Consider the following 19,284-nt stretch of genomic DNA (forward strand, 5'->3'; position numbering starts at 1 on the left):
ATGCGTAAGCAGGTTGCCAGCGCCTTTGCGCCAGGCGGTGCTTTAGCCGTGCATATAGCCGGTTTTAACGCCCGCGATGCGCAAGTAAAAATGGCACAAGCCGTAGCTGATGTCATCGAAACGCCGGGCGCGTTAGTGGTAGAAGCCGGTACCGGTACCGGTAAAACCTATGCCTATTTAGTGCCGGCGCTGCTGAGCGGGAAAAAAGTAGTGCTATCTACCGGCACCAAGAATCTGCAGGAACAGCTGTATTTCCGCGATTTGCCCAAGGTGGTTAAAGCCCTGGCCAGCCCGTTGCAGCTGGCGTTACTTAAAGGCCGTAGTAATTACCTGTGTTTGTTTCGTTTAGAGCAGCACTACAACCATGTGCCGATGCAGGATGAGCAACTGATCCAGGATTTAAGCCTGATCAAAAAGTGGTCGGCCGAAACCCAAAGCGGCGATATCGGCGAGTTAAGCTACATCAGCGAAGACTCCAAAGCCTTGCCTTATGTCACCAGCACCACCGACAACTGCCTGGGCAAAGACTGCCCGGTGTACGAAGACTGCCATTTACTCAAAGCGCGTAAAAAAGCCCAGGCGGCCGATTTGGTGGTAGTAAACCATCATTTGTTTTTTGCTGATCTGGCATTAAAAGACACCGGCTTTGGCGAGCTGCTGCCGCAAATGGATGTGATTATTTTTGATGAAGCGCATCAGCTGCCGGATATTGCCAGTGACTATTTTGGCGAAAATGTTTCCAGTCGCCTGTTACTGGACTTGTGCCGTGATATTGATGTTGCTTGCAAAACTGAACTGCGCGACCACCCGCAACTGGCGAAAACTGCTGATAAAGTGGCACAGTTGATCAAAGACTGGCGCCTGCAGTTTGGCAATGATGCCACTAAAGGTAACTGGCGCGAGGCTTACCAAAAACCGGAGATGCAAACGGCATTGAACCGCGTTAGCGAAGCCATAGATATGCTGTATCTGGTGATGAAAAGCAGCCTGGGTCGCAGCGATTTAATTGATAATGCCTTTGAGCGCTTAGCGCTGTGTAAAGCACGCTTATTAAAACTGACCGATATGCAGCAAAACGGTGTCAGCCTGTGGTTTGAAACTACCCGCTTGCACGTTAGCCTGCATTTAACGCCGCTGAGTATTGCTGATAAATTTCGTGACATTGTCGCTGCTGATAACCGTAGCTGGGTGTTTACCTCGGCCACCTTGTCGGTGAATAACGGCTTTAGTCATTATACTGCGCAGATGGGGCTGAATAACGCCAAAACCCTGTTGCTGGAAAGCCCGTTTAACTACGCTGAGCAGGCATTGCTGTGTGTACCGCGCTATATGAGCGAGCCACACGAGCAGGGCATGGCACGGCAGTTACTGCAAATTGCCGTTAGGCTGATAGAAGCCAATAACGGCCGCTGTTTCTTTTTATTTACCAGCCACCGTATGCTGCAACTGGTAGCGAAACAACTGCCCGATCTGGTGCGCCAGCCGGTGTTGGTGCAGGGCAGCAGCGGCAAGCGGTTATTGCTCGACCAGTTTGTTAAACTGGATAACGCCGTGCTGCTCGGCACCGGCAGTTTTTGGGAAGGTGTCGACGTGCGCGGCGATACACTCAGCTGCGTAATTATTGATAAACTACCCTTTGCCTCACCGGACGAACCTTTGCTGCAAGCGCGCAGCGAAGACTGCACCCTGCGCGGTTTGGATCCTTTTGCCGAAGTGCAATTGCCACAAGCGGTGATCACCTTAAAGCAGGGCGTAGGCCGCTTAATTCGTGATGTCACTGACCGCGGCGTGATGGTAATTTGCGACAATCGTTTAGTGACAAAGCCGTACGGCGAAGTATTTTTAACCAGCTTACCGCCGATGCGCCGCACCCGCTCGCTGGACGAGGCAGTAAGCTTTTTACAACAGATTAAACAGGACAGCGAACGTGAATAAAAGCGCCGTGGCCGGCATAAAGTTACTTGCCTTAGACACCTCTACCGAAGCCTGCTCAGTCGCCTTGCAGGTTGGCACGGATATTTTAACCCTGGACGAAGTCTGCCCGCAGCAGCATAGTAAACGGGTGCTGCCGATGGTGCAGCAGTTGCTGAGTCAGGCCGGTATCAGCCTTAATCAGTTGGACGGCATTGTATTTGGCCGTGGCCCGGGCAGCTTTACCGGGGTGCGCATTGGTGTAGGGGTAACCCAGGGGCTGGCCTTTGGTGCAGATCTGCCGGTATATGGCGTGTCCACCCTGGCGGCGATGGCGCAGGCGGCGCAGCGTTTACACGGTGCAAAGCAGGTTATCGCGGCAATAGATGCGCGTATGGCCGAGGTGTATATCGGTAGCTTTAGCTTACAACAGGGCCTGATGCAGGCAATCAGCAGCGAAGTGGCCATTAAACCGCAGGATATCAGTGGCTTTGATCTCAGTGGTGAAGTACATGCTGTTGGTACCGGTTGGCAAACCTATGCTGCAGTCTTACTGCAAAAACAGCCTGCTGTTATCGCCAAGGATATTTTATATCCGTCGGCACAGGATATGCTTACGCTGGCGCTGCCGGCCCTTGGCGCAGGGCAGTTTATCGCCGCAGAGCTGGCAGAGCCGGTGTATGTGCGTGATGATGTGACCTGGCAAAAACTGCCGGGAAGATAAAATAACTTGGTTAATAATGCTTTCTGGTTATAATTAAGCCAGTTTGCTTAAGTGATGATGCTATGACGTTAAACGTTAATCAGAGCCTGAATGCCACCACCAACATTAGCAGCATTTTTGCCGGTAATGAGCCTCGCCGTGCGTTGCCGCGCAATGAGACGACGACTGAGCTGCCGCAAGGCCGTGGTGTACGTGCCAGCAATGAGGTGATAAGCCAACTGGATGACGAGCGTCGCCGGCAAGCAAACTTCAGCTCTGCCAACGACCGGCGCAGCCAACAAGCCATAGATGCCTACCAAAGCCAGGCCAACGAGCAGCGGCGCAGCGAAGTGCAATCGCTGCTCGGTGTTGATCTTTACGCCTGAATAAAACCAATCATCGTTTCTCGCCGTAGTCTAAGCAGAGATATTCTGCATAGAGACGGTTATGACTTCTACTTGTTTAATTACCGGTGCCAGCTCCGGCATCGGCCGCGAATTAGCGCTGCATTACGCCGCCAACGGCTGGAAAGTGTACGCAGTAGCGCGTTCAACCGATAAACTGCAAGAGTTGGCGCAAAATTCTGCTATTCGCGCTTTGCCGCTGGACCTTACCGATAACACCGCACTACAGCGTATTGCACAGCAATTAACAGATGACGGCATAGTGCTGGACTTACTGCTACTTAATGCCGGTACCTGCGAATATGTTGATGCCAACGATTTGGAGCTGGCGGCGTTTGAGCGCACCTTTGCTATTAACTTTCATGCTGTGGTGGCGGCCACCAAATACTTTATGCCGCTGCTAAAAGCCTCGTTAACACCACAATTGGCAATTGTCAGTTCGATGGCACACTTTTTCCCTTTCACCCGCAGCGAAGCCTATGGTGCCAGCAAGGCCGCAGTCAGTTATTTTGTCGACAGTTTACGGGTAGATTTAGCCGATAGCGGTATTAATGTCAGTTTAATTGAACCGGGTTTTGTTGATACGCCGCTGACGCAAAAGAACGATTTTGCCATGCCATTTTTAGTGCCGGTAACGCAAGCCGCCAACCGTATTTATACCGGTTTAGCCAAAGGTAACAGCCGGATCCGTTTTCCGCGCCGCTTAAGCCTGCTGTTAAAGCTGTTGTCTTTATTGCCGTATGATTTACGCAATAGTGTAGCCAGAAGGATGAAGCAGTAGTGGCCGGCGCTAAGGGTTTTAACTGGCGTGCTCTGGTTGGTTTTGAGCTGTGTTGGTTTGCGCTGGTGTATTTTCAACAAATGGCTGTACTGCCGGTGCTGGCTTACTTAGTTTATGGCTTATGGCAGTTGGATAAAGCAGGACGCGTTGCGGTGCTACTGATACTGCTGGCAGGTGTCGCTACAGACACGCTGTTGCTGCGTCTGAACGTTATACAGTTCAGCGGCAGCACGCTATTGCCATTCTGGTTTGTACTGCTGTGGGCGGTGTTTGCTCTGGCTGCAGTGGAATTTATGGCCAAAGTACTCACTAAACCCTGGTTGGCTGCCATACTGGGCGCCAGCGGTGGGCCTTTATCTTACTGGGGCGGGGCAGCGCTTAGCGGTGGTGCCTTGCAGTTTCCGTTGCAGCTTTACTCTGCAGTCGTGTTAATTGTGGTCTGGGCGTTTATTGCTGTAGCGCTTGGCCAAAGCAGGAGGTGGTATGTTAAAGCCGTATAGTCTGTTATTGCTGCTGGGTTTAGCCGGTGGCGTTGGTTTTAATGCTGCGGCGGTGCCTGAGCTGACAACGGTTGGCGAAGGCTCGTACCGCTATCTGTTCTGGCAGTTATACGATGCGCGTTTAGCCAGTGAAGATGGTAAGTTCGACAGTTACCAGCAAAGTACGCCTTTATTGCTGGAGCTGACCTATAAACGTGATATTACCAGACAGCAGTTTATTGATGCCACCATAGATGAGTGGAAAAAACTGGGGCACAGCAGTAAAGCACAGCAACAGCAGTGGGCGCAGCAGTTACAAAGCTTGTGGCAGGATGTGAAGGAAGGCGATACGCTGGCAGCGCTGTTGCAAGATGATGGCAGTGTTAAGTTTTATTTAAATGGTACACAAACCGGTGTGCTGGAAGACAGCGCTTTTGGCACGGCATTTTTTGATATCTGGTTGCACCCTGATACCAGCGCACCTAAATTGCGCCGTCAGTTAATTGCAATAAATTAACGGGACACCATCGAACCGATTTGCTCACGCTAACGCGCCGTGAACCCTTCCCTGGGGGCTCGACTATAAACTTCTTCCTTGAAGTTTACCCGTCGGGCCAGCGGAGCTGTTCAAATTCGCTCCCGGCGAATTTGTCAGGCATCCATGCCTTCAACGGTCAGCTTAGAGCAAATCGGTTCTTACTTCGCAGCGTAAACAATGATGCATGCTACTTAGTTTGCTGAATATACTGGATCAGCTTTTTCGCAATCTGGGTATTATCCTGAAAACCGACAAAGTCTTTAGCATCTTTGCCATACGCCAGTACGGCAACATCAGCAGCGGTATGGCCGCCACTGGTCCAGCCGGTATAGGAGTACTTTGCTACCAACTGGTTTGACAGCTTGCGCAGCGTGGTTTCATCCTGTTGCCGTGCAGCTAACAGTGCCTGTTGTTCTTCTGCCGTTAAGCTGATTGATGTCAGCTTTGTCCACAGAGCCAAAGCGGCGTTATCTGAATCCGCTTTTTTCAGCTGCTGTGCAATACTGCGGCCGGTAGCAGTAACTTTGCGTACCACATCCGGCAGCCACTGGTATTCGCCGGCCGCACCCAGAGACATACCGCCGGTTTCATGATCGGCAGTAATTACCAAAATAGTATCAGGGTGTTTATCCACATAAGCTTTAGCCACGGCTATGGCTTTAGCAAAATCGTCCATTTCGGCCATCGCACAGGCGATATCGTTATCATGGCCACACCAGTCTATCTGGCTGCCTTCTACCATCAGCACAAAGCCTTTTTTGGCTGGCGTTAACAGTTGCAGTGCTTTTTCTGTCAGGGTGGCCAGTTGCTGATCCTGCCCGCTGTTTAATACTGCCGGTAAAGCGGTTTCAGCCAATAATGCCAGGGCGGGGATCCTGGTTAAGGTATCCAGCTGCTGCCAACTGTCGGTGTACTGAAAACCCAGTTGTTTAAACTCATTAACCAGGTTGCGATCATCGCGGATAAAATATTGTGTGCCTCCACCTAAAATAACGTCGGCAACGGTTTTACCTTCGATGCGATAATCCAGGTACATATCGGCAATTTCATTGTAATTACGCCGGCTTTTATTGTGCGCTAAAAAAGACGCCGGCGTAGCGTGGTTAACCTGAGAACTGGCAACAATACCGTTAGCTTTGCCCAGCTTTTTGGCCAGCTGCATCATGGTGCCGATAGGAATGTGCTGGCGGTTTACCGAAATAGCACCGTTGTAGCTTTTAAAGCCAGTGGCCAGCGCTGTGGCGCCGGCAGCTGAATCGGTAACGTAGGTGTCATCATCCGGGTAGGTGCTGGCCATGCCCAGCCACAGCTCGTCAAAAATAGTGTTTTCCACTTCAGCTGTGGCTTTGTCATCACTGAAATAACGGTAACCGGCCAGATAAGCCGGGCCCATGCCATCGCCAATCATATAAATAATATTTTTCGGAGCAGCAGACGCCAAAGCAGGCGTGAGCAGCAGTGTCAGCGTGAGCAGAGAGTTACGCATAGGGCTTTACCTTATAACAGCTTGATGTTCTGGTGGGCTAGTGTACTTTATAGCGGCAAGATGGCAAAAAGATGTCGACGGTTATCTGGTTTTCTGTGGCCAAAGGTTTATTTTCAGCATAAAAATGTCGCTGAACCCTTAATACAAAATGAACTGTATTAAATCCAGAGACTCTTATGTGCATATTTTGTACAGTTTTTTCGTTCAAGCTTTGCAACTTGCAAAGTGCCAACAAAACCAAGGTGTTGTTTATGTCGATAAAAATTACAAGAAAGACAGTGTTGTACCCGTTAGCTTTTCTCTGCGTTACCTTAGCGGGCTCACTGGCTGCGCAAAGTACTGATCATACTGAAAAGTTGACGCAGTTGGCTGACGCGACACAGCGCAGCAAAGCGCATAAACAACGCAATCAATATCGTAATCCGGTAGAAACGCTGCAATTTTTTGGCCTGACACCCGATATGTCGGTACTGGAGATTTGGCCCGGCCATGGTTGGTATACCGAAATTCTGGCGCCTTTTGTTAAAGAGCAGGGCAAGCTGACTCTGGCGCAGTTTCGTCACAATGACGGTTCGTTAAAAGATGATCGCAGTATTTTCTGGGCGCGGGTTAGCCAAAAGTTGGCTGAGCGTATAGCTGAACAAGCCGACTATTTTGGTGAGGTGGCAATGGTTGAGCTGGACCCGCCGCTGTTATCACCGCAACAGGATGAACAGTTTGATATGGTGCTGACATTTCGTAATGCCCATATCTGGAACGAAGACGGCAATTTGTTCGGCACCTTGCAAAGCCTTTTCCAGGCACTAAAGCCCGGTGGCACCTTAGGCATGGTCGAACACCGCGCCGCACGGTTGTCGGATATCTCCAGTTCAGCAGTGGATGGTTACCTGGATGAGTCTTATGTTATTCAGGCCGCCCAGCTGGCCGGTTTTGAACTGGTTGCCAGCAGCGAAATTAATGCCAATCCCGCCGATATGAAAAATTATCCCAAAGGTGTTTATGCCTTGCCTCCGACCCTGGCGATGGGGCAGTATAACAAAGCTGAGTACCTCGCTATTGGTGAAAGCGATCGTATGACGCTGAAGTTTGTTAAACCAAAGGAATAATCAGGCCAATTGTGCAATGCCTGTAATTGTGGGATGATTGGCCGTTAGAGTAAAAACTCCAATAAAGCCACTATTGTAATTAAAGCGCAACGACAGATTGCGTGTCAGTGGTTTTATATCTATACAATAATAACCTTAGACAAGAGGAGAGGACGGTGGATAGAGTTTGGTTAAAACGTTACCCGTCAGGCGTACCCGCAGAAATTAATGCCGATCATTACCCGTCATTATTAGATATTTTTGAACAAAGCATTGCACAATATCCGGATAACACCGCTTTTATCAATATGGGTAAAAGCATCAGTTATCGTGAACTGGACCAGCAAAGCACCGCTTTTGCCGCTTACCTGCAAACAGAACTGGGGCTGAAAAAAGGCGATGCCGTTGCCATTATGATGCCTAATTTGTTGCAATACCCCATTGCATTGATGGGCGTGCTGCGAGCCGGTTGTGCAGTGGTAAACGTTAACCCGCTGTATACGCCACGTGAGCTGGAGCATCAGCTAAATGACTCCAAAGCCAAAGCCATTATTATCGTAGAGAACTTTGCTCACACCTTAAGTGCAATAGAAAGCAAGGTGAAATTGGATCACGTGATCCTGACCACTATGGGCGATCGTTTAGGTGCGCTAAAAGGCACTATCGTTAATTTAGTGGTTAAGCATGTTAAAAAGCTGGTGCCGGCCTATAAACTGACAAAGTTTGTGCGCTTTAACAGTGCGTTGGAAAAAGGCGCCACCCTACAGTACAGCAAGCCTGCAATGCAGGGCTCCGACATTGCGTTTTTACAATACACCGGCGGTACAACCGGCGTATCAAAAGGCGCTATGTTAACGCACCGTAATATGGTGGGTAACCTGGAGCAGGTCAGTGGTTGTTTGGACAATTTGCTGGAAAAAGGTGCCGAGCAGGTAGTTACCGCACTGCCGCTGTACCATATCTTTGCCTTAACCGCGAACTTCTTCACCTTCTTTAAATATGGTGCAACCAACCTGCTGATCACTAACCCGCGTGATATGAAGGGCTTTGTTAAAGAGCTGCAGAAGTTTCACTTTACTATCTTTACCGGTGTCAACACGTTGTACAACGGCTTATTAAATACCCCGGGTTTTGCTGAGTTAAACTTCAGCGGCCTCAAAGCCTCCATCGGCGGTGGTATGGCAGTACAACGCCCGGTCGCAGAGCGCTGGCAGAAAGTAACCGGCACCCGTTTAATGGAAGGTTACGGTTTAACAGAATGCTGCCCACTGGTAACGGTAAGCCCTTATGACTTAACCGGTTTTAACGGCAGCATTGGTTTGCCTGCGCCTTCTACCGATATCCGTCTGGTCGATGAGGATGGCAATGATGTTGCCGCCGGAGAACCGGGTGAAATGCTGGTAAAAGGCCCGCAGGTGATGTTGGGCTATTTAAACCGGCCGGAAGAAACGGCAAAGGTGCTGAAAGACGGCTGGTTGTATACCGGTGATATCGCCCGTATGGACGAAGAAGGCTTCTTTTATATTGTCGATCGCAAGAAAGACATGATTCTGGTCTCCGGCTTCAACGTTTATCCGAACGAAATTGAAGAAGTGGTCGCAATGAGCGATAAGGTGCTTGAAGTTGCAGCTGTGGGCGTGCCAAACGACGCCACCGGCGAAGCGGTTAAACTCTTTATTGTAAAAAAAGACGCCAGCTTAACTGAGCAGGAAGTGATCCAACACTGCCGGCAACATTTAACGGGCTATAAAGTGCCTAAGCAGGTAGAATTCCGTACAGAATTACCGAAAACCAATGTCGGTAAAATTTTACGGCGAGAGCTTCGTGGTTAATACGCTTTACAACAAAAGCCGGCCTTGAAGCCGGCTTTTGTTTTCATAAGACACAACAGGTAACGCATGATTCCGTTAATTACTGATAACGAGGCATTGGCCACTTACTGTCAGCAAGCCGCAAACCATAACGTATTGGCAGTAGACACCGAGTTTATCCGCCAAAGTACACTGTATCCCAAGCTGGGTTTGATCCAACTGTTTGACGGCCAGGCTCTGGCGCTGGTTGATCCGCTGCGCATTACTGACTGGCAACCGCTGAACCGCTTATTTGCTGACACCGGCATTATTAAACTGCTGCATTCCTGTAGTGAAGATCTTGAAGCTCTGGCCACCATTGGTATTAACCAAATAACGCCGTTGTTTGATACCCAACTGGCCGCCGAGCTACTGGGGTGGGGCAGCAGCATGGGCTATGCCAGGCTGGTAGAGCAACTCACCGGTGAGATACTGGATAAAAGTGAATCGCGTACCGATTGGTTAGCGCGGCCTTTATCAGACACCCAGCTGACTTATGCCGCTAACGATGTACACTTTTTATTTCCGCTGTACGAAAAGTTTACCGCGCAGATGAGCACAGCGCAGCAACAGTTGTTGTTACAAGAGGGCGAGCAGTTAACCCGGCGTAAAGAGCAGCAACTGCCGCTGGAATTTAAGTATCTGGAAATTAAAAACAGCTGGCAACTTACCCCGCGGGAGCTGGCAATACTGCGTGAGCTGACCGCCTGGCGCCAACGCTATGCTATGGAACGTGACCTGGCATTGGGGCTGATACTAAAAGATATCCAGCTGATTGAGCTGGCCAAGCGCCGGCCGTCGACGGCTGAGAGCTTACTGAATATTCCCGGCATGCCACCGCGCGAACTACGGCGTCACGCTAAAACATTGGTGGAAATTATTGCTCAGGCCAAAGACTTGCCACAGGCACAGTGCCCGCAACGGTTTTACCACGAGCAGCAGTTTGCCGGCCATAAAGAAACCGTAGTGCAACTAACTCAGGCGATAAAACATGCCGCAGCAGAGCAGGGCATTCCGGCCGAATTTATCTCGGTGAAACGTCAGTTAAATGAGTATTTGAACTGGTGCTGGCGGGTAGCAGATCACGAGCGGCAGTTATTGCCGTTGCCGGAGTATTTACAGGGCTGGCGGCAAAGCCGTCTGCTGCCGTACTTGCCAAAACCGGCACATATAAAATAGTTAAACCTGGTATTAACGTCTGTCAGTTGCAGGTAGATCAGTATAATTTTCCGACAGTTTTATTCGATATTTGCCATTCATTTTGGTTGATCGTGATAAAAAACCATGGCGTAACACTTCAGCAATTCATAACTGAAGGGTTACAACAATGAAAGGAATAAAAATCTTTGCTTTGCCTGCAGTGTTGTCGCTGTCTTTGACAGGCTGTTTTCTCGATTCTGATTCAGATCCGTTGCCAACACCACCAGCTCCTCTTCCGGTGGTAGATGCCACAGTGCAGGTGGTGCATACAGCAATAGATGCGCCTGATGTGAACGTACTGGCCAACGACGATGTAGTTATCGAAGGTCTGGCCTTTGGCGAAGCTTCTGAGGTGCTGTCGCTGCCTCCGGCCACGTACAGCGTAGCGGTGGATGCATTGTTGCCGGGCGACAGCAGTGCCACTGTCATTGGTCCGCTGGACCTGGCGTTGGCAGAAGCCGTGCGTTATACCGTATTTGCCGTGGGTAAAGTGGCAGAAGAAACCTTAGAGCCGCTGGTCGTAACCGGCACAGTAAACGATGTCGCTGACGGTAAAATCCGTTTACAGGTAGTACACGCCGCCTCTACTGCACCTGAAGTCAGTGTGCATGTCACTGCACCGCAAGCTGAACTTGGCACCCCGGCAGTAACTTTCTCGTTTAAAGACTTTACCGATCCACTGCTGCTGGATCCGGCTGAATACCGGGTGCGCATTACACTGCCAGACAATGAAACCGTAGTGTTCGACAGCGGCACTTTGGATCTGTCTACTGCCGGTACGGATTTAGTGGTTGCCGCTGTGGACAGCCAATATTCCGGCGAGTCACCGGTGTCTTTACTTGCCGTGGGGCAGGATGGCAGCGGGTCAGCAATTTTGGATGCCGGCGCCACCGCATCGGTGCGGGTGGTGCACAATGTGTCTGATGCACCTGCTGTGGATGTGGTTGCAAATGATAATTTTGCTGAGCCGCTGGTTACTGCTTTGGCTTTCCCTGATTTTACTGACTATCTGACACCAGCAGCCGGTGATTACAACATTAAAGTAGCTGTATCAGGCACTGAAACTGATGTAATAGATGCAGACGTAACATTTGAAGCCGGGACCTTCTACAGCGTGTTGGCAGTTGGTTCATTAGACGCAACGGATGACTTCGCTATTGAGCCGCTGGTGTTAACCGATATGCCGCGCCGTGTCGCCACTGAAGCTAAGGTGCGCATTGTGCATGGCTCTACACTGGCGGGTAATGTCGATATTTATGTAACTGCAGATGGTGATATTGCCGAAGCTACTCCTGCCTTTGCCGATGTAGCCTTTAAAGCCGAAACCGGTTATGTGTCTTTAGCTGCCGGTGACTATGTGGTTAGCGTTACGCCAACCGGCAGTAAAACCGCAGCGATAGAAGCCGCGGTAGAATTGTCTGCCAATAGTATCTACACCGCTATTGCCCGCGACGGCGCAAACTTAGACGCTACTATGATTGGCCTGATCCTGATGGATGATTTTGGTGTGCTCTAACTCTGCACCACAGCAGCAAAATCATGGTGACAGCTAAGGTCCTGTAACCAGATTAAAGCCCGCATGCAGCGGGCTTTGTTTATGTTACGAAATTTCTCGTTCAACTCTGTGAAATATTTTGCCAGTGTGCAAGCATTTTGCTACTTTGCAGCTGAAAAAAATAATGATAACAGGAACGTTAAGCATGAAGTTGGTCTCTTTACGTCTGCTGGTTATGGCAGCCATATTGCCGCTGCAGGTTGCGGCTCAAGCCGCTATTCAGCCCACAGCAGCAGAACTGCCGGTAGAGGCCTTTGCCAGCGCCCCCACGGTAGATAAGCTTAAACTGTCACCGGATGGCACCAGGTTGTCGATGATCCAAACCGTCGATACTGAGAAAGAGCAGCTGGTGTTGGTAAAGTTGTTTGATCTGCAAACCGGCGAGCAGAGATTCCTGGTTAAGGCTGATAGCCGCGACCTGACTATCTATTCGGTGATCTGGGCCAACAATAAGCAGCTGCTGATGCGTGCGGCTTACGCTTCGCACCGTTACGGCACCCCGGTTACTGAAACGCGGCTGATGGTAATAGATATTGAAACCGGTAAAAACCGCAGTGTTATCTCGGGGCAGTTGCAGCGTAAACTGGTGCGTACGCCGCAGTTTCAATCGAATATTGTTGACCTTATGCCAGCCGATGAGCACAACTTTTTACTGGCGTTAGATGGCTTTAGCTATGGTGTTGGCACCAGTTTGGTTAAGGTTAATCTGAATGGTGAATTTTCTGAAATAGTTGCCCACTATCGGGGGTATTTGATTGATTGGGTTGTTGACCGTCAACACCGGCCGCGCATTGCTGTGTTTCGCGATGACACCAAGTATGAGATTAAAGAAAAACTGCCACAGGGTAATGAGTTTCGCAGCCTGTGGCAATTTGAGCTGTTCTCCGAACAAGAGGTGTGGCCTATAGGTTTCGATGCATCGCCGGATATTCTGTATGTGTCGGCCTATCATGAGGGCAAAAAAGCTATTTTCCGCGCCGACCTGTCTGCGCCGGTGCTCAAACTGGAGCTGGTTAAAGCCGACCCGAATTACGATGTACCCGCCGACATTACCTATTCCTGGCAAGACAACAAAGTGATTGCCGTTGGTAACGAGTATATCGATGATGATTATGTGGCGTTTCAAAAGGCTCTGGACACGGCTTTACCCGATGCTGATAACCATATTGTTAGCATGAGCCATGATCAAAACCGTTATATTATTGAATCCAGCAGCGCAACCCAGGCCGGTAGCTATTTACTGGGCGATCGTAAAGATAAATCGATAACCTTTTTACTGAACAAATTCAGCCAGCTTGACCCGGAGCAAATGGTGGCGAAGCAGAAAATTCAATACCAGGCACGTGACGGCCTGACTATTGAAGGCTACCTGACCACGCCGCTGGGTTATAAGCAGGGCAGCCTGCCGACTATTATTTTTCCGCATGGCGGCCCAATCAGCTTTGATGACGAGGGTTTTGATTACTGGACGCAGTTTTTTGCTAACCGTGGCTATGCTGTGCTGCAAATGAATTTTCGTGGCTCGCACGGCTATGGCTTCGACTTTATGCAAATGGGTTTGCAGGGCTGGGGCCTGCAAATGCAGGATGATGTGGAAGACGGTACCCGCTGGTTAATTAAGCAAGGTATAGCCGACCCCGGTCGTATCTGTATCGTCGGAGCCAGTTATGGTGGCTATGCCGCACTGATGGGCGCAGTAAAAACACCTGAGTTGTACAAGTGCGTAGTCAGTTTTGCCGGCGTAACTGATGTAGAAGCACTGGTAAAATCGCATCGTAAATTTACCAATTACGAAATTGTGAAAAAGCAGTTGGGGGATGATTTCGACCTGTTAGAGCAGCGCTCACCGTTAACTCATGCCGCTAAAATACAGGTGCCGGTATTGCTGGTGCATGGCACTAAAGATCGCAGTGTGCCGGTAAAGCAAAGCAGCGCCATGTACCGTGCACTTAGCAAGCATGATAAAAACGTGCAGTATATTGAGCTGGACGACGGTGATCATTATCTCAGCACTAACAGTCACCGGCTGCAAACGTTTAAAGCGATGGATGTGTTTTTGAAAAACCATCTGCAGCTGCCGGTGCGGCAAGCTGCAGGCCCTCAGACCGCTGCGCAGTAAACCCGGAAACTCAGACGGCAATAAAACAGGCCCGCATTAAGCGGGCCTGTTTTATTGTTAAAGACGAAATATCAGCGCTTTTCATCCGGAAAGGTAACATTCAGCTCCAGCACGGACAGCTGGTCGTCGCGCTGCTCTAAGGTTACGGCAATATCTTCCGGCGAAATATCCACGTATTTGCGGATCACTTCTAAGATATCGCGCTCCAGCTGCGGCAGATAATCCGGGCTGTTACGCCGTCTGCGCTCGTGCGCGACGATGATTTGTAAGCGCTCTTTGGCCGTGTTGGCGGTGCTTTTTTTGGTTGAACGAAAATAATCCAGTAATGACATCCTTTATCCTCCGAAAATCCGTTTTAACAGGCCCTTTTTCTCCACTGTTAAAAAGCGGAACGGCACTTTTTCACCCAATAAACGTTCTACCGTATCCAGGTAAGCCTGACCGGCATCACTTTCGCTATCAAGAATAACCGGCTGACCGGAGTTCGACGCATTAAGCACGGCTTGCGACTCAGGAATAACGCCCAACAGGTCAATCGACAGAATTTCTTTTACGTCTTCAACGCTGAGCATCTCGCCTTTTTCTACCCGCTCCGGGTTGTAGCGGGTTAGCAGTAAGTGCTCTTTAATCGCGTCCAGGCCTTGCTCGGCGCGGCGTGACTTACTGGCTAACATGCCCAGAATGCGGTCTGAATCGCGTACTGATGACACTTCCGGGTTGGTAACTACTACGGCTTCATCGGCAAAATACAGCGCCATCATGGCACCGGCTTCAATGCCGGCCGGCGAGTCACATAAAATAAAGTCGAAATCTTTTGCCAGCTCGTTCAGTACCTTTTCTACCCCGGCTTTGCTTAACGCATCTTTATCGCGTGTTTGCGACGCCGGTAAAATAAACAGGTTGTCGGTACGTTTATCTTTAATAAGAGTCTGTTTTAAATTGGCTTCGCCGTTGATTACATTAACGAAGTCGTACACTACGCGGCGCTCACAACCCATAATCAGGTCTAAATTACGCAAGCCAATGTCAAAATCGATAATTACCGTTTTATGGCCTTTTAATGCCAGGCCGGTACCGATAGCTGCACTGGAAGTGGTTTTACCCACGCCGCCCTTTCCTGACGTTACAACTATGATTTTTGCCATAGTGAAATCCTTACCCTAATTCTGCTAATACCAGTTGATCGTCCTGTAATTTGATACAAGCCGATTTACCCCAAAATTCACCCTGCAGGCTTTCGCTAAGCCAATAGTTACCGGCAATAGACACCAATTCGGCCTGCAAGTTGTAACAAAAAATACGTTTACTGCGATCGCCGGCCGCTCCGGCAATGGCTTTGCCACGCAAGGTGCCGTAAATATGAATATTGCCATCGGCGATCACTTCAGCACCGGCGCCTACGGTACCTTTAACAATTAAGTCGGTGCCTTTGGCATACAGTTGCTGGCCGGAGCGCACGGTTTGCTCAACAATCTTCGCGTCCATCGACACATTCACCGTTTCTGCGTGGCTGTTTGACACCGCAGCGCTGGCTTTGGCGGCTGTTTTGCTGTCTTTACCCAATTGCAACGCGGCTAAGCCGGCTTGCTGCGCTTGTTGCTTTAACTCCGCGCCGGCGCCGCATACCCCAACCAGTACCAAATTTAACTCGGTAAACAGTTGTTTTATCGCAGTAAAGTCGGGTGTTTGCCGGCATTCGGCTACATTGAGCACTATAGGCGCCTGATAGAAAAAGGCCGGTGCCTGAGCCAGTTTTTGGCTTAAACCACTGCGTAGGGCGTTAACGCTGAGATCGGCGCAGGAGAGTACCGATAAAGGAAATAAACTGCCTTTTAATTCCAAAGTCTGATCTGACATAACTGTTCTGTGCGCACTTATAATTATCTGTAGCGGGCTTTGGCCTATTGCTTGCCAGGCCGCGCTTTTATTTGCGTTGCCGCTTGTTTGCGGGTACGCAATACCTGGGCTTCATGTTATAGTTTAGACCTTCGTTAAGCAAGGTTGAGGCGTGGTTTTATTCGATGCTGTGTGCAGTTTACAGAAGTCCGAACAAGGACAGTACCTATCTTTATGTTGAACGGCGAGATGACTTCAGCAAGGTACCGGCAACCTTGCTAACCACCTTTGGTGTGCCGCAACTGGTTACTGTACTTAATTTAGCCGCGCGGGAACAATTGGCGCTGGCAGATATCGATAAGGTACGGCTGCTGTTGCAGCAGCAGGGCTATTACCTGCAGTTGCCACCGCCACCGCAGGATATGCTGGCACAGCATAAGGCGCAGCATCAGCAATAAATTCATTTATCTAACGGGTCCTTATTATGATTAAATCTGTTATCTGTATTACCATCGCGGCTGTCTTCAGTGTCTCCGTTTTTGCCGCCGACAATAAGCCTGAATTTTCTGATTATGTTGCCACACTGAAGCAAGAAGCGCTGAGCAAAGGCTATAAGCCGGAGTTAATCGAACCGGTGTTTGCCTCGCTGACCTACCATGAGCGTATTGTTGCCGCTGACAAAAGCCAGCCGGAAGTAGTGGAAACCCTCAGCACTTACTTACCCAAACGGGTAAGTGAAACCCGCATCAGAATGGCGCGTGAGCGTTATCAGCAATATTTACCGCAGCTGGAAAAAATTGCCGCGCAGTACGGGGTGCAAGCGCGCTTTATTGTCGCGCTGTGGGGACTGGAGAGCAGTTTCGGTAACTTTATGGGCACTTATTCTGTGCCGTCCGCTCTGGTAACCCTGGCCTATGACGGCCGGCGCGAAAGCTTTTTTAAACAAGAGTTTTACCAGGCGCTGGATATTTTAGCCCAGGGCCATATCAGCCTGGAGCAGATGAAAGGTTCCTGGGCCGGCGCTATGGGGCAAAGCCAGTTTATGCCCAGCTCTTTTATGGCCTATGCGCAGGACGGTGACGGCGATGGCAAGAAAGATATCTGGACGAATCAGGCCGATGTATTTGCCTCTATTGCTAACTACTTAAAGCAGCAGGGTTGGGATAACAGTAAAACCTGGGGTCGGGAAGTCATACTGCCGGAGAATTTTGACATAACACATGCTATTGCCCGTGGCAGCTTACAGCGCGGCGAATGGTTGCAGCGCTGGGCAGCGTCGGAGCGTAGCCTGGCGGACTGGCAGCAACTGGGCTTGCAGCGGTTAAATAAAACAGCACTGCCGGTGCGCGATATCAGCGCTGCTTTAGTGCTGCCGGATGGTGAAGGTGGCCGCGCCTTTTTAGCTTACGACAACTACAAAGTGCTGATGCATTGGAACCGGTCTTATTACTTTGTTACCAGTGTCGGCTACCTGGCCGATTTAATCGTGGCGGCGGAATAACAACATGACATATCAACATCTTACTGTTGCCGGCGAAGCCATAGCGCTGCCGGTTGGCAAGGTGCTGTGCATCGGCCAGAACTATCAGGATCACATTGCGGAGATGCAAAGCAAAACGGCTCCGCAGGCGCTGTTTTTTATTAAGCCTTCTACCGCACTGTGTCACTTTGCACCGGGCTTCAGCTTGCCGCAGCAACAGGGGGCGGTACACAACGAAACTGAGCTGGCAGTGCTGATTGCCAAGCCGTTACGCCAGGCTGACTTTGCCAGTGTAAACGACGCTATCTGGGGTTACAGTTTAGCGCTGGATCTGACGCTTCGTGATGTACAGGCACAGTTAAAACAGCTGGGCCGGCCGTGGGAAATTGCCAAAGGCTTCGACGGAGCCTGTCCGGTGGCCGGCTTTGTCGACAAAGCGCTGCTGCAGCATCCGCAGCAGTTAGAGTTTCGTTTAACGGTTAATTCGCAGTTGCGCCAACAGGGCAATACCGCCAATATGATCCGTGGTATCAGCCAGCTGATCAGTGAAATGAGCCAGCATTTTACCCTGTTACCCGGGGATATCGTGCTTACCGGCACACCCGCCGGCGTGGGGCCGCTGCAAAGCGGGGATCAGTTGCAGTTACAACTGGCTGATGTTTTTACAGTAAACAGCAAGGTAAATTAAGCATGGCTTTAGCAGAACGCTATTGGGAAACCAAAACGCTTGATGAAATGAACACAGAAGAGTGGGAAGCCTTGTGTGATGGCTGTGCCAAATGCTGCCTGAACAAGTTTATTGATGATGACGAAGATGAAGGCCCAACGGCAGTGCTGCATCAGGATGAGCAGGTGCATTACACTAATATTGCCTGTCGTTATTTAAACAGTCATAAGTGCGAATGCACTGAATATACACAGCGCACTGTGCTGGTGCCGGATTGCATCGCACTGACCAAAGAAAACCTGAAAGACATTTTCTTTATGCCAACCAGTTGTGCTTACCGGCGTTTGCACGAAGGCCGTGGTTTGCCGCATTGGCATCCGCTGTTAAACGGTGGCAAAAAAAGCCTGATGCACAAAAAGCAAATGTCGGTGCGCAATAAAACCATTTCAGAGCACCAGGTTAATCTGGATGATTTTGAAGATTTTATCGTGCGCTGGCCACTGAACGACCTGGATTAACCTGCATCTTTGTGAGAGCCTAACTTTGTCATTCTTTCAGTATTTGCAACAGCTGATGCAACATTTCAGCCCCACCACAGTGCAACTGATTATCACTGTGTCTGTGGTTATTTTGTACTTTATTATCAGCCGGCGCATTGCCCCGGTGCTATACCGCTTTATTGCCGCCAGCCGGTTAAAAGCCGAGATGAATAAACGCGCCCTGGTGGTATTTCACATTCTGTTAGTACTACTACTGGTGGTGGTGCTTAGCATTGTTTGGGGTGTCGATATCCGCGGCTTACTGGTGCTGGCTTCATCAATGATTGCGGTAGTGGGGGTGGCATTATTTGCCGCCTGGAGTCTGCTTAGTAATATCACCGCGTTTTTTATTCTGTTGGGGCAAAAGGCCTTTGCCGAGGGCATGGAAGTGCGGGTAGTCGACGGCGGCAATTTTCTTGAAGGCCGTATTATTGAAATTAACTTGTTCAGCACGGTACTGCGCACTAAAGATAACGAGTTAGTGGTGTATCCGAACAACCTGCTGATTTCGCGGCCGGTGGTGGTGTTTCCAAAGCAAAGCCGCAAAGTGGTAACTAATACAGTGGTAGAAAAAGCCCGGCGCTGGCGTAGTAAGACCTTGATTGGTCAGAAAAGCGAGTGATTTTCCCGTGACAGTAAGCAAGACGGCTG

General features: G+C 50.0%; 20 protein-coding genes. 16 read left to right on the forward strand and 4 right to left on the reverse strand.

Features of this window, described 5'->3' with window-relative positions:
* From ACTZWV_RS15590 to ACTZWV_RS15615, 6 genes are all read left to right on the forward strand, one after another.
* Positions 1 to 1,935, forward strand: a complete 1,935-nt coding sequence (locus ACTZWV_RS15590) for an ATP-dependent DNA helicase (protein ID WP_444787428.1) — start codon at positions 1 to 3, stop codon at positions 1,933 to 1,935.
* A complete protein-coding gene (gene tsaB / locus ACTZWV_RS15595) occupies positions 1,928 to 2,635 on the forward strand; it encodes a tRNA (adenosine(37)-N6)-threonylcarbamoyltransferase complex dimerization subunit type 1 TsaB (RefSeq protein ID WP_444787429.1) in 708 nt (235 codons plus the stop codon). Before ACTZWV_RS15590 ends, tsaB begins: the two co-directional genes overlap by 8 nt.
* Before the next feature lie 62 nt (positions 2,636 to 2,697).
* Positions 2,698 to 3,000, forward strand: coding sequence for a hypothetical protein (locus ACTZWV_RS15600; protein WP_444787430.1), 303 nt, complete (start codon positions 2,698 to 2,700; stop codon positions 2,998 to 3,000).
* A 61-nt stretch (positions 3,001 to 3,061) separates the two neighbouring features.
* Positions 3,062 to 3,799, forward strand: a complete 738-nt coding sequence (locus tag ACTZWV_RS15605) for an SDR family NAD(P)-dependent oxidoreductase (protein WP_444787431.1) — start codon at positions 3,062 to 3,064, stop codon at positions 3,797 to 3,799.
* A complete protein-coding gene (locus ACTZWV_RS15610) occupies positions 3,799 to 4,299 on the forward strand; it encodes a DUF2878 domain-containing protein (protein ID WP_444787432.1) in 501 nt (166 codons plus the stop codon). The genes ACTZWV_RS15605 and ACTZWV_RS15610 overlap by 1 nt, the downstream gene beginning before the upstream one ends.
* Positions 4,283 to 4,795, forward strand: coding sequence for a chalcone isomerase family protein (locus ACTZWV_RS15615; RefSeq protein ID WP_444787433.1), 513 nt, complete (start codon positions 4,283 to 4,285; stop codon positions 4,793 to 4,795). The genes ACTZWV_RS15610 and ACTZWV_RS15615 overlap by 17 nt, the downstream gene beginning before the upstream one ends.
* A gap of 208 nt (positions 4,796 to 5,003) precedes the next feature.
* On the opposite strand, the gene ACTZWV_RS15620 is transcribed toward ACTZWV_RS15615, so the two are convergent.
* Entirely contained in the window at positions 5,004 to 6,302 is a 1,299-nt protein-coding gene (locus ACTZWV_RS15620) for an alkaline phosphatase (protein ID WP_444787434.1), read from the reverse strand.
* 251 nt (positions 6,303 to 6,553) lie between these two features.
* Here ACTZWV_RS15620 and ACTZWV_RS15625 point away from each other — a divergent pair, with 251 nt between their 5' ends.
* The 5 genes from ACTZWV_RS15625 to ACTZWV_RS15645 all read left to right on the forward strand — a co-directional run bounded on the left by ACTZWV_RS15625 (position 6,554) and on the right by ACTZWV_RS15645 (position 14,111).
* Positions 6,554 to 7,408 (forward strand): class I SAM-dependent methyltransferase, encoded by an 855-nt coding sequence (locus tag ACTZWV_RS15625; RefSeq protein ID WP_444787435.1) that lies wholly within the window; start codon positions 6,554 to 6,556, stop codon positions 7,406 to 7,408.
* Between the two features lie 155 nt (positions 7,409 to 7,563).
* Positions 7,564 to 9,219 (forward strand): long-chain-fatty-acid--CoA ligase FadD, encoded by a 1,656-nt coding sequence (gene fadD / locus ACTZWV_RS15630; protein ID WP_444787436.1) that lies wholly within the window; start codon positions 7,564 to 7,566, stop codon positions 9,217 to 9,219.
* 66 nt (positions 9,220 to 9,285) lie between these two features.
* Entirely contained in the window at positions 9,286 to 10,416 is a 1,131-nt protein-coding gene (rnd, locus tag ACTZWV_RS15635) for a ribonuclease D (RefSeq protein WP_444787437.1), read from the forward strand.
* 148 nt (positions 10,417 to 10,564) lie between these two features.
* A complete protein-coding gene (locus ACTZWV_RS15640; RefSeq protein WP_444787438.1) occupies positions 10,565 to 11,953 on the forward strand; it encodes a DUF4397 domain-containing protein in 1,389 nt (462 codons plus the stop codon).
* 184 nt (positions 11,954 to 12,137) lie between these two features.
* A complete protein-coding gene (locus tag ACTZWV_RS15645; RefSeq protein WP_444787439.1) occupies positions 12,138 to 14,111 on the forward strand; it encodes an alpha/beta hydrolase family protein in 1,974 nt (657 codons plus the stop codon).
* A 71-nt stretch (positions 14,112 to 14,182) separates the two neighbouring features.
* Here ACTZWV_RS15645 and minE read toward each other — a convergent pair whose 3' ends face one another.
* Genes minE through minC form a run of 3 tightly spaced genes read right to left on the reverse strand, consistent with a single transcriptional unit; the run spans position 14,183 to position 15,968 of the window.
* On the reverse strand, positions 14,183 to 14,443 hold the full coding sequence (gene minE / locus ACTZWV_RS15650) for a cell division topological specificity factor MinE (RefSeq protein ID WP_305551461.1): 261 nt from the start codon (positions 14,441 to 14,443) through the stop codon (positions 14,183 to 14,185).
* 3 nt (positions 14,444 to 14,446) lie between these two features.
* Complete coding sequence (gene minD, locus ACTZWV_RS15655; RefSeq protein WP_305551460.1) at positions 14,447 to 15,256, reverse strand: septum site-determining protein MinD; 810 nt, start codon at positions 15,254 to 15,256, stop codon at positions 14,447 to 14,449.
* A gap of 10 nt (positions 15,257 to 15,266) precedes the next feature.
* Entirely contained in the window at positions 15,267 to 15,968 is a 702-nt protein-coding gene (gene minC, locus ACTZWV_RS15660) for a septum site-determining protein MinC (protein WP_444787440.1), read from the reverse strand.
* Between the two features lie 164 nt (positions 15,969 to 16,132).
* On the opposite strand from minC, the gene ACTZWV_RS15665 reads away from it, so the two are divergent.
* From ACTZWV_RS15665 to ACTZWV_RS15685, 5 genes are read left to right on the forward strand one after another with little or no spacing between them, the layout of a single operon-like run.
* Positions 16,133 to 16,405: a YcgL domain-containing protein gene (locus tag ACTZWV_RS15665; RefSeq protein ID WP_305551458.1), complete on the forward strand. Its 273-nt coding sequence runs from the start codon at positions 16,133 to 16,135 to the stop codon at positions 16,403 to 16,405.
* Positions 16,406 to 16,431: 26 nt separating this feature from the next.
* A complete protein-coding gene (locus tag ACTZWV_RS15670; RefSeq protein WP_444787441.1) occupies positions 16,432 to 17,448 on the forward strand; it encodes a lytic murein transglycosylase in 1,017 nt (338 codons plus the stop codon).
* 4 nt (positions 17,449 to 17,452) lie between these two features.
* On the forward strand, positions 17,453 to 18,115 hold the full coding sequence (locus ACTZWV_RS15675) for a fumarylacetoacetate hydrolase family protein (RefSeq protein WP_444787442.1): 663 nt from the start codon (positions 17,453 to 17,455) through the stop codon (positions 18,113 to 18,115).
* Positions 18,116 to 18,117: 2 nt separating this feature from the next.
* On the forward strand, positions 18,118 to 18,612 hold the full coding sequence (locus ACTZWV_RS15680) for a YcgN family cysteine cluster protein (RefSeq protein ID WP_444787443.1): 495 nt from the start codon (positions 18,118 to 18,120) through the stop codon (positions 18,610 to 18,612).
* 25 nt (positions 18,613 to 18,637) lie between these two features.
* Positions 18,638 to 19,255: a mechanosensitive ion channel domain-containing protein gene (locus ACTZWV_RS15685; protein ID WP_444787444.1), complete on the forward strand. Its 618-nt coding sequence runs from the start codon at positions 18,638 to 18,640 to the stop codon at positions 19,253 to 19,255.
* Positions 19,256 to 19,284 lie beyond the last annotated feature (29 nt).

Origin of the sequence: Rheinheimera sp. NSM (assembly GCF_052380015.1) — a bacterium.
GTDB lineage: Bacteria > Pseudomonadota > Gammaproteobacteria > Enterobacterales > Alteromonadaceae > Alishewanella.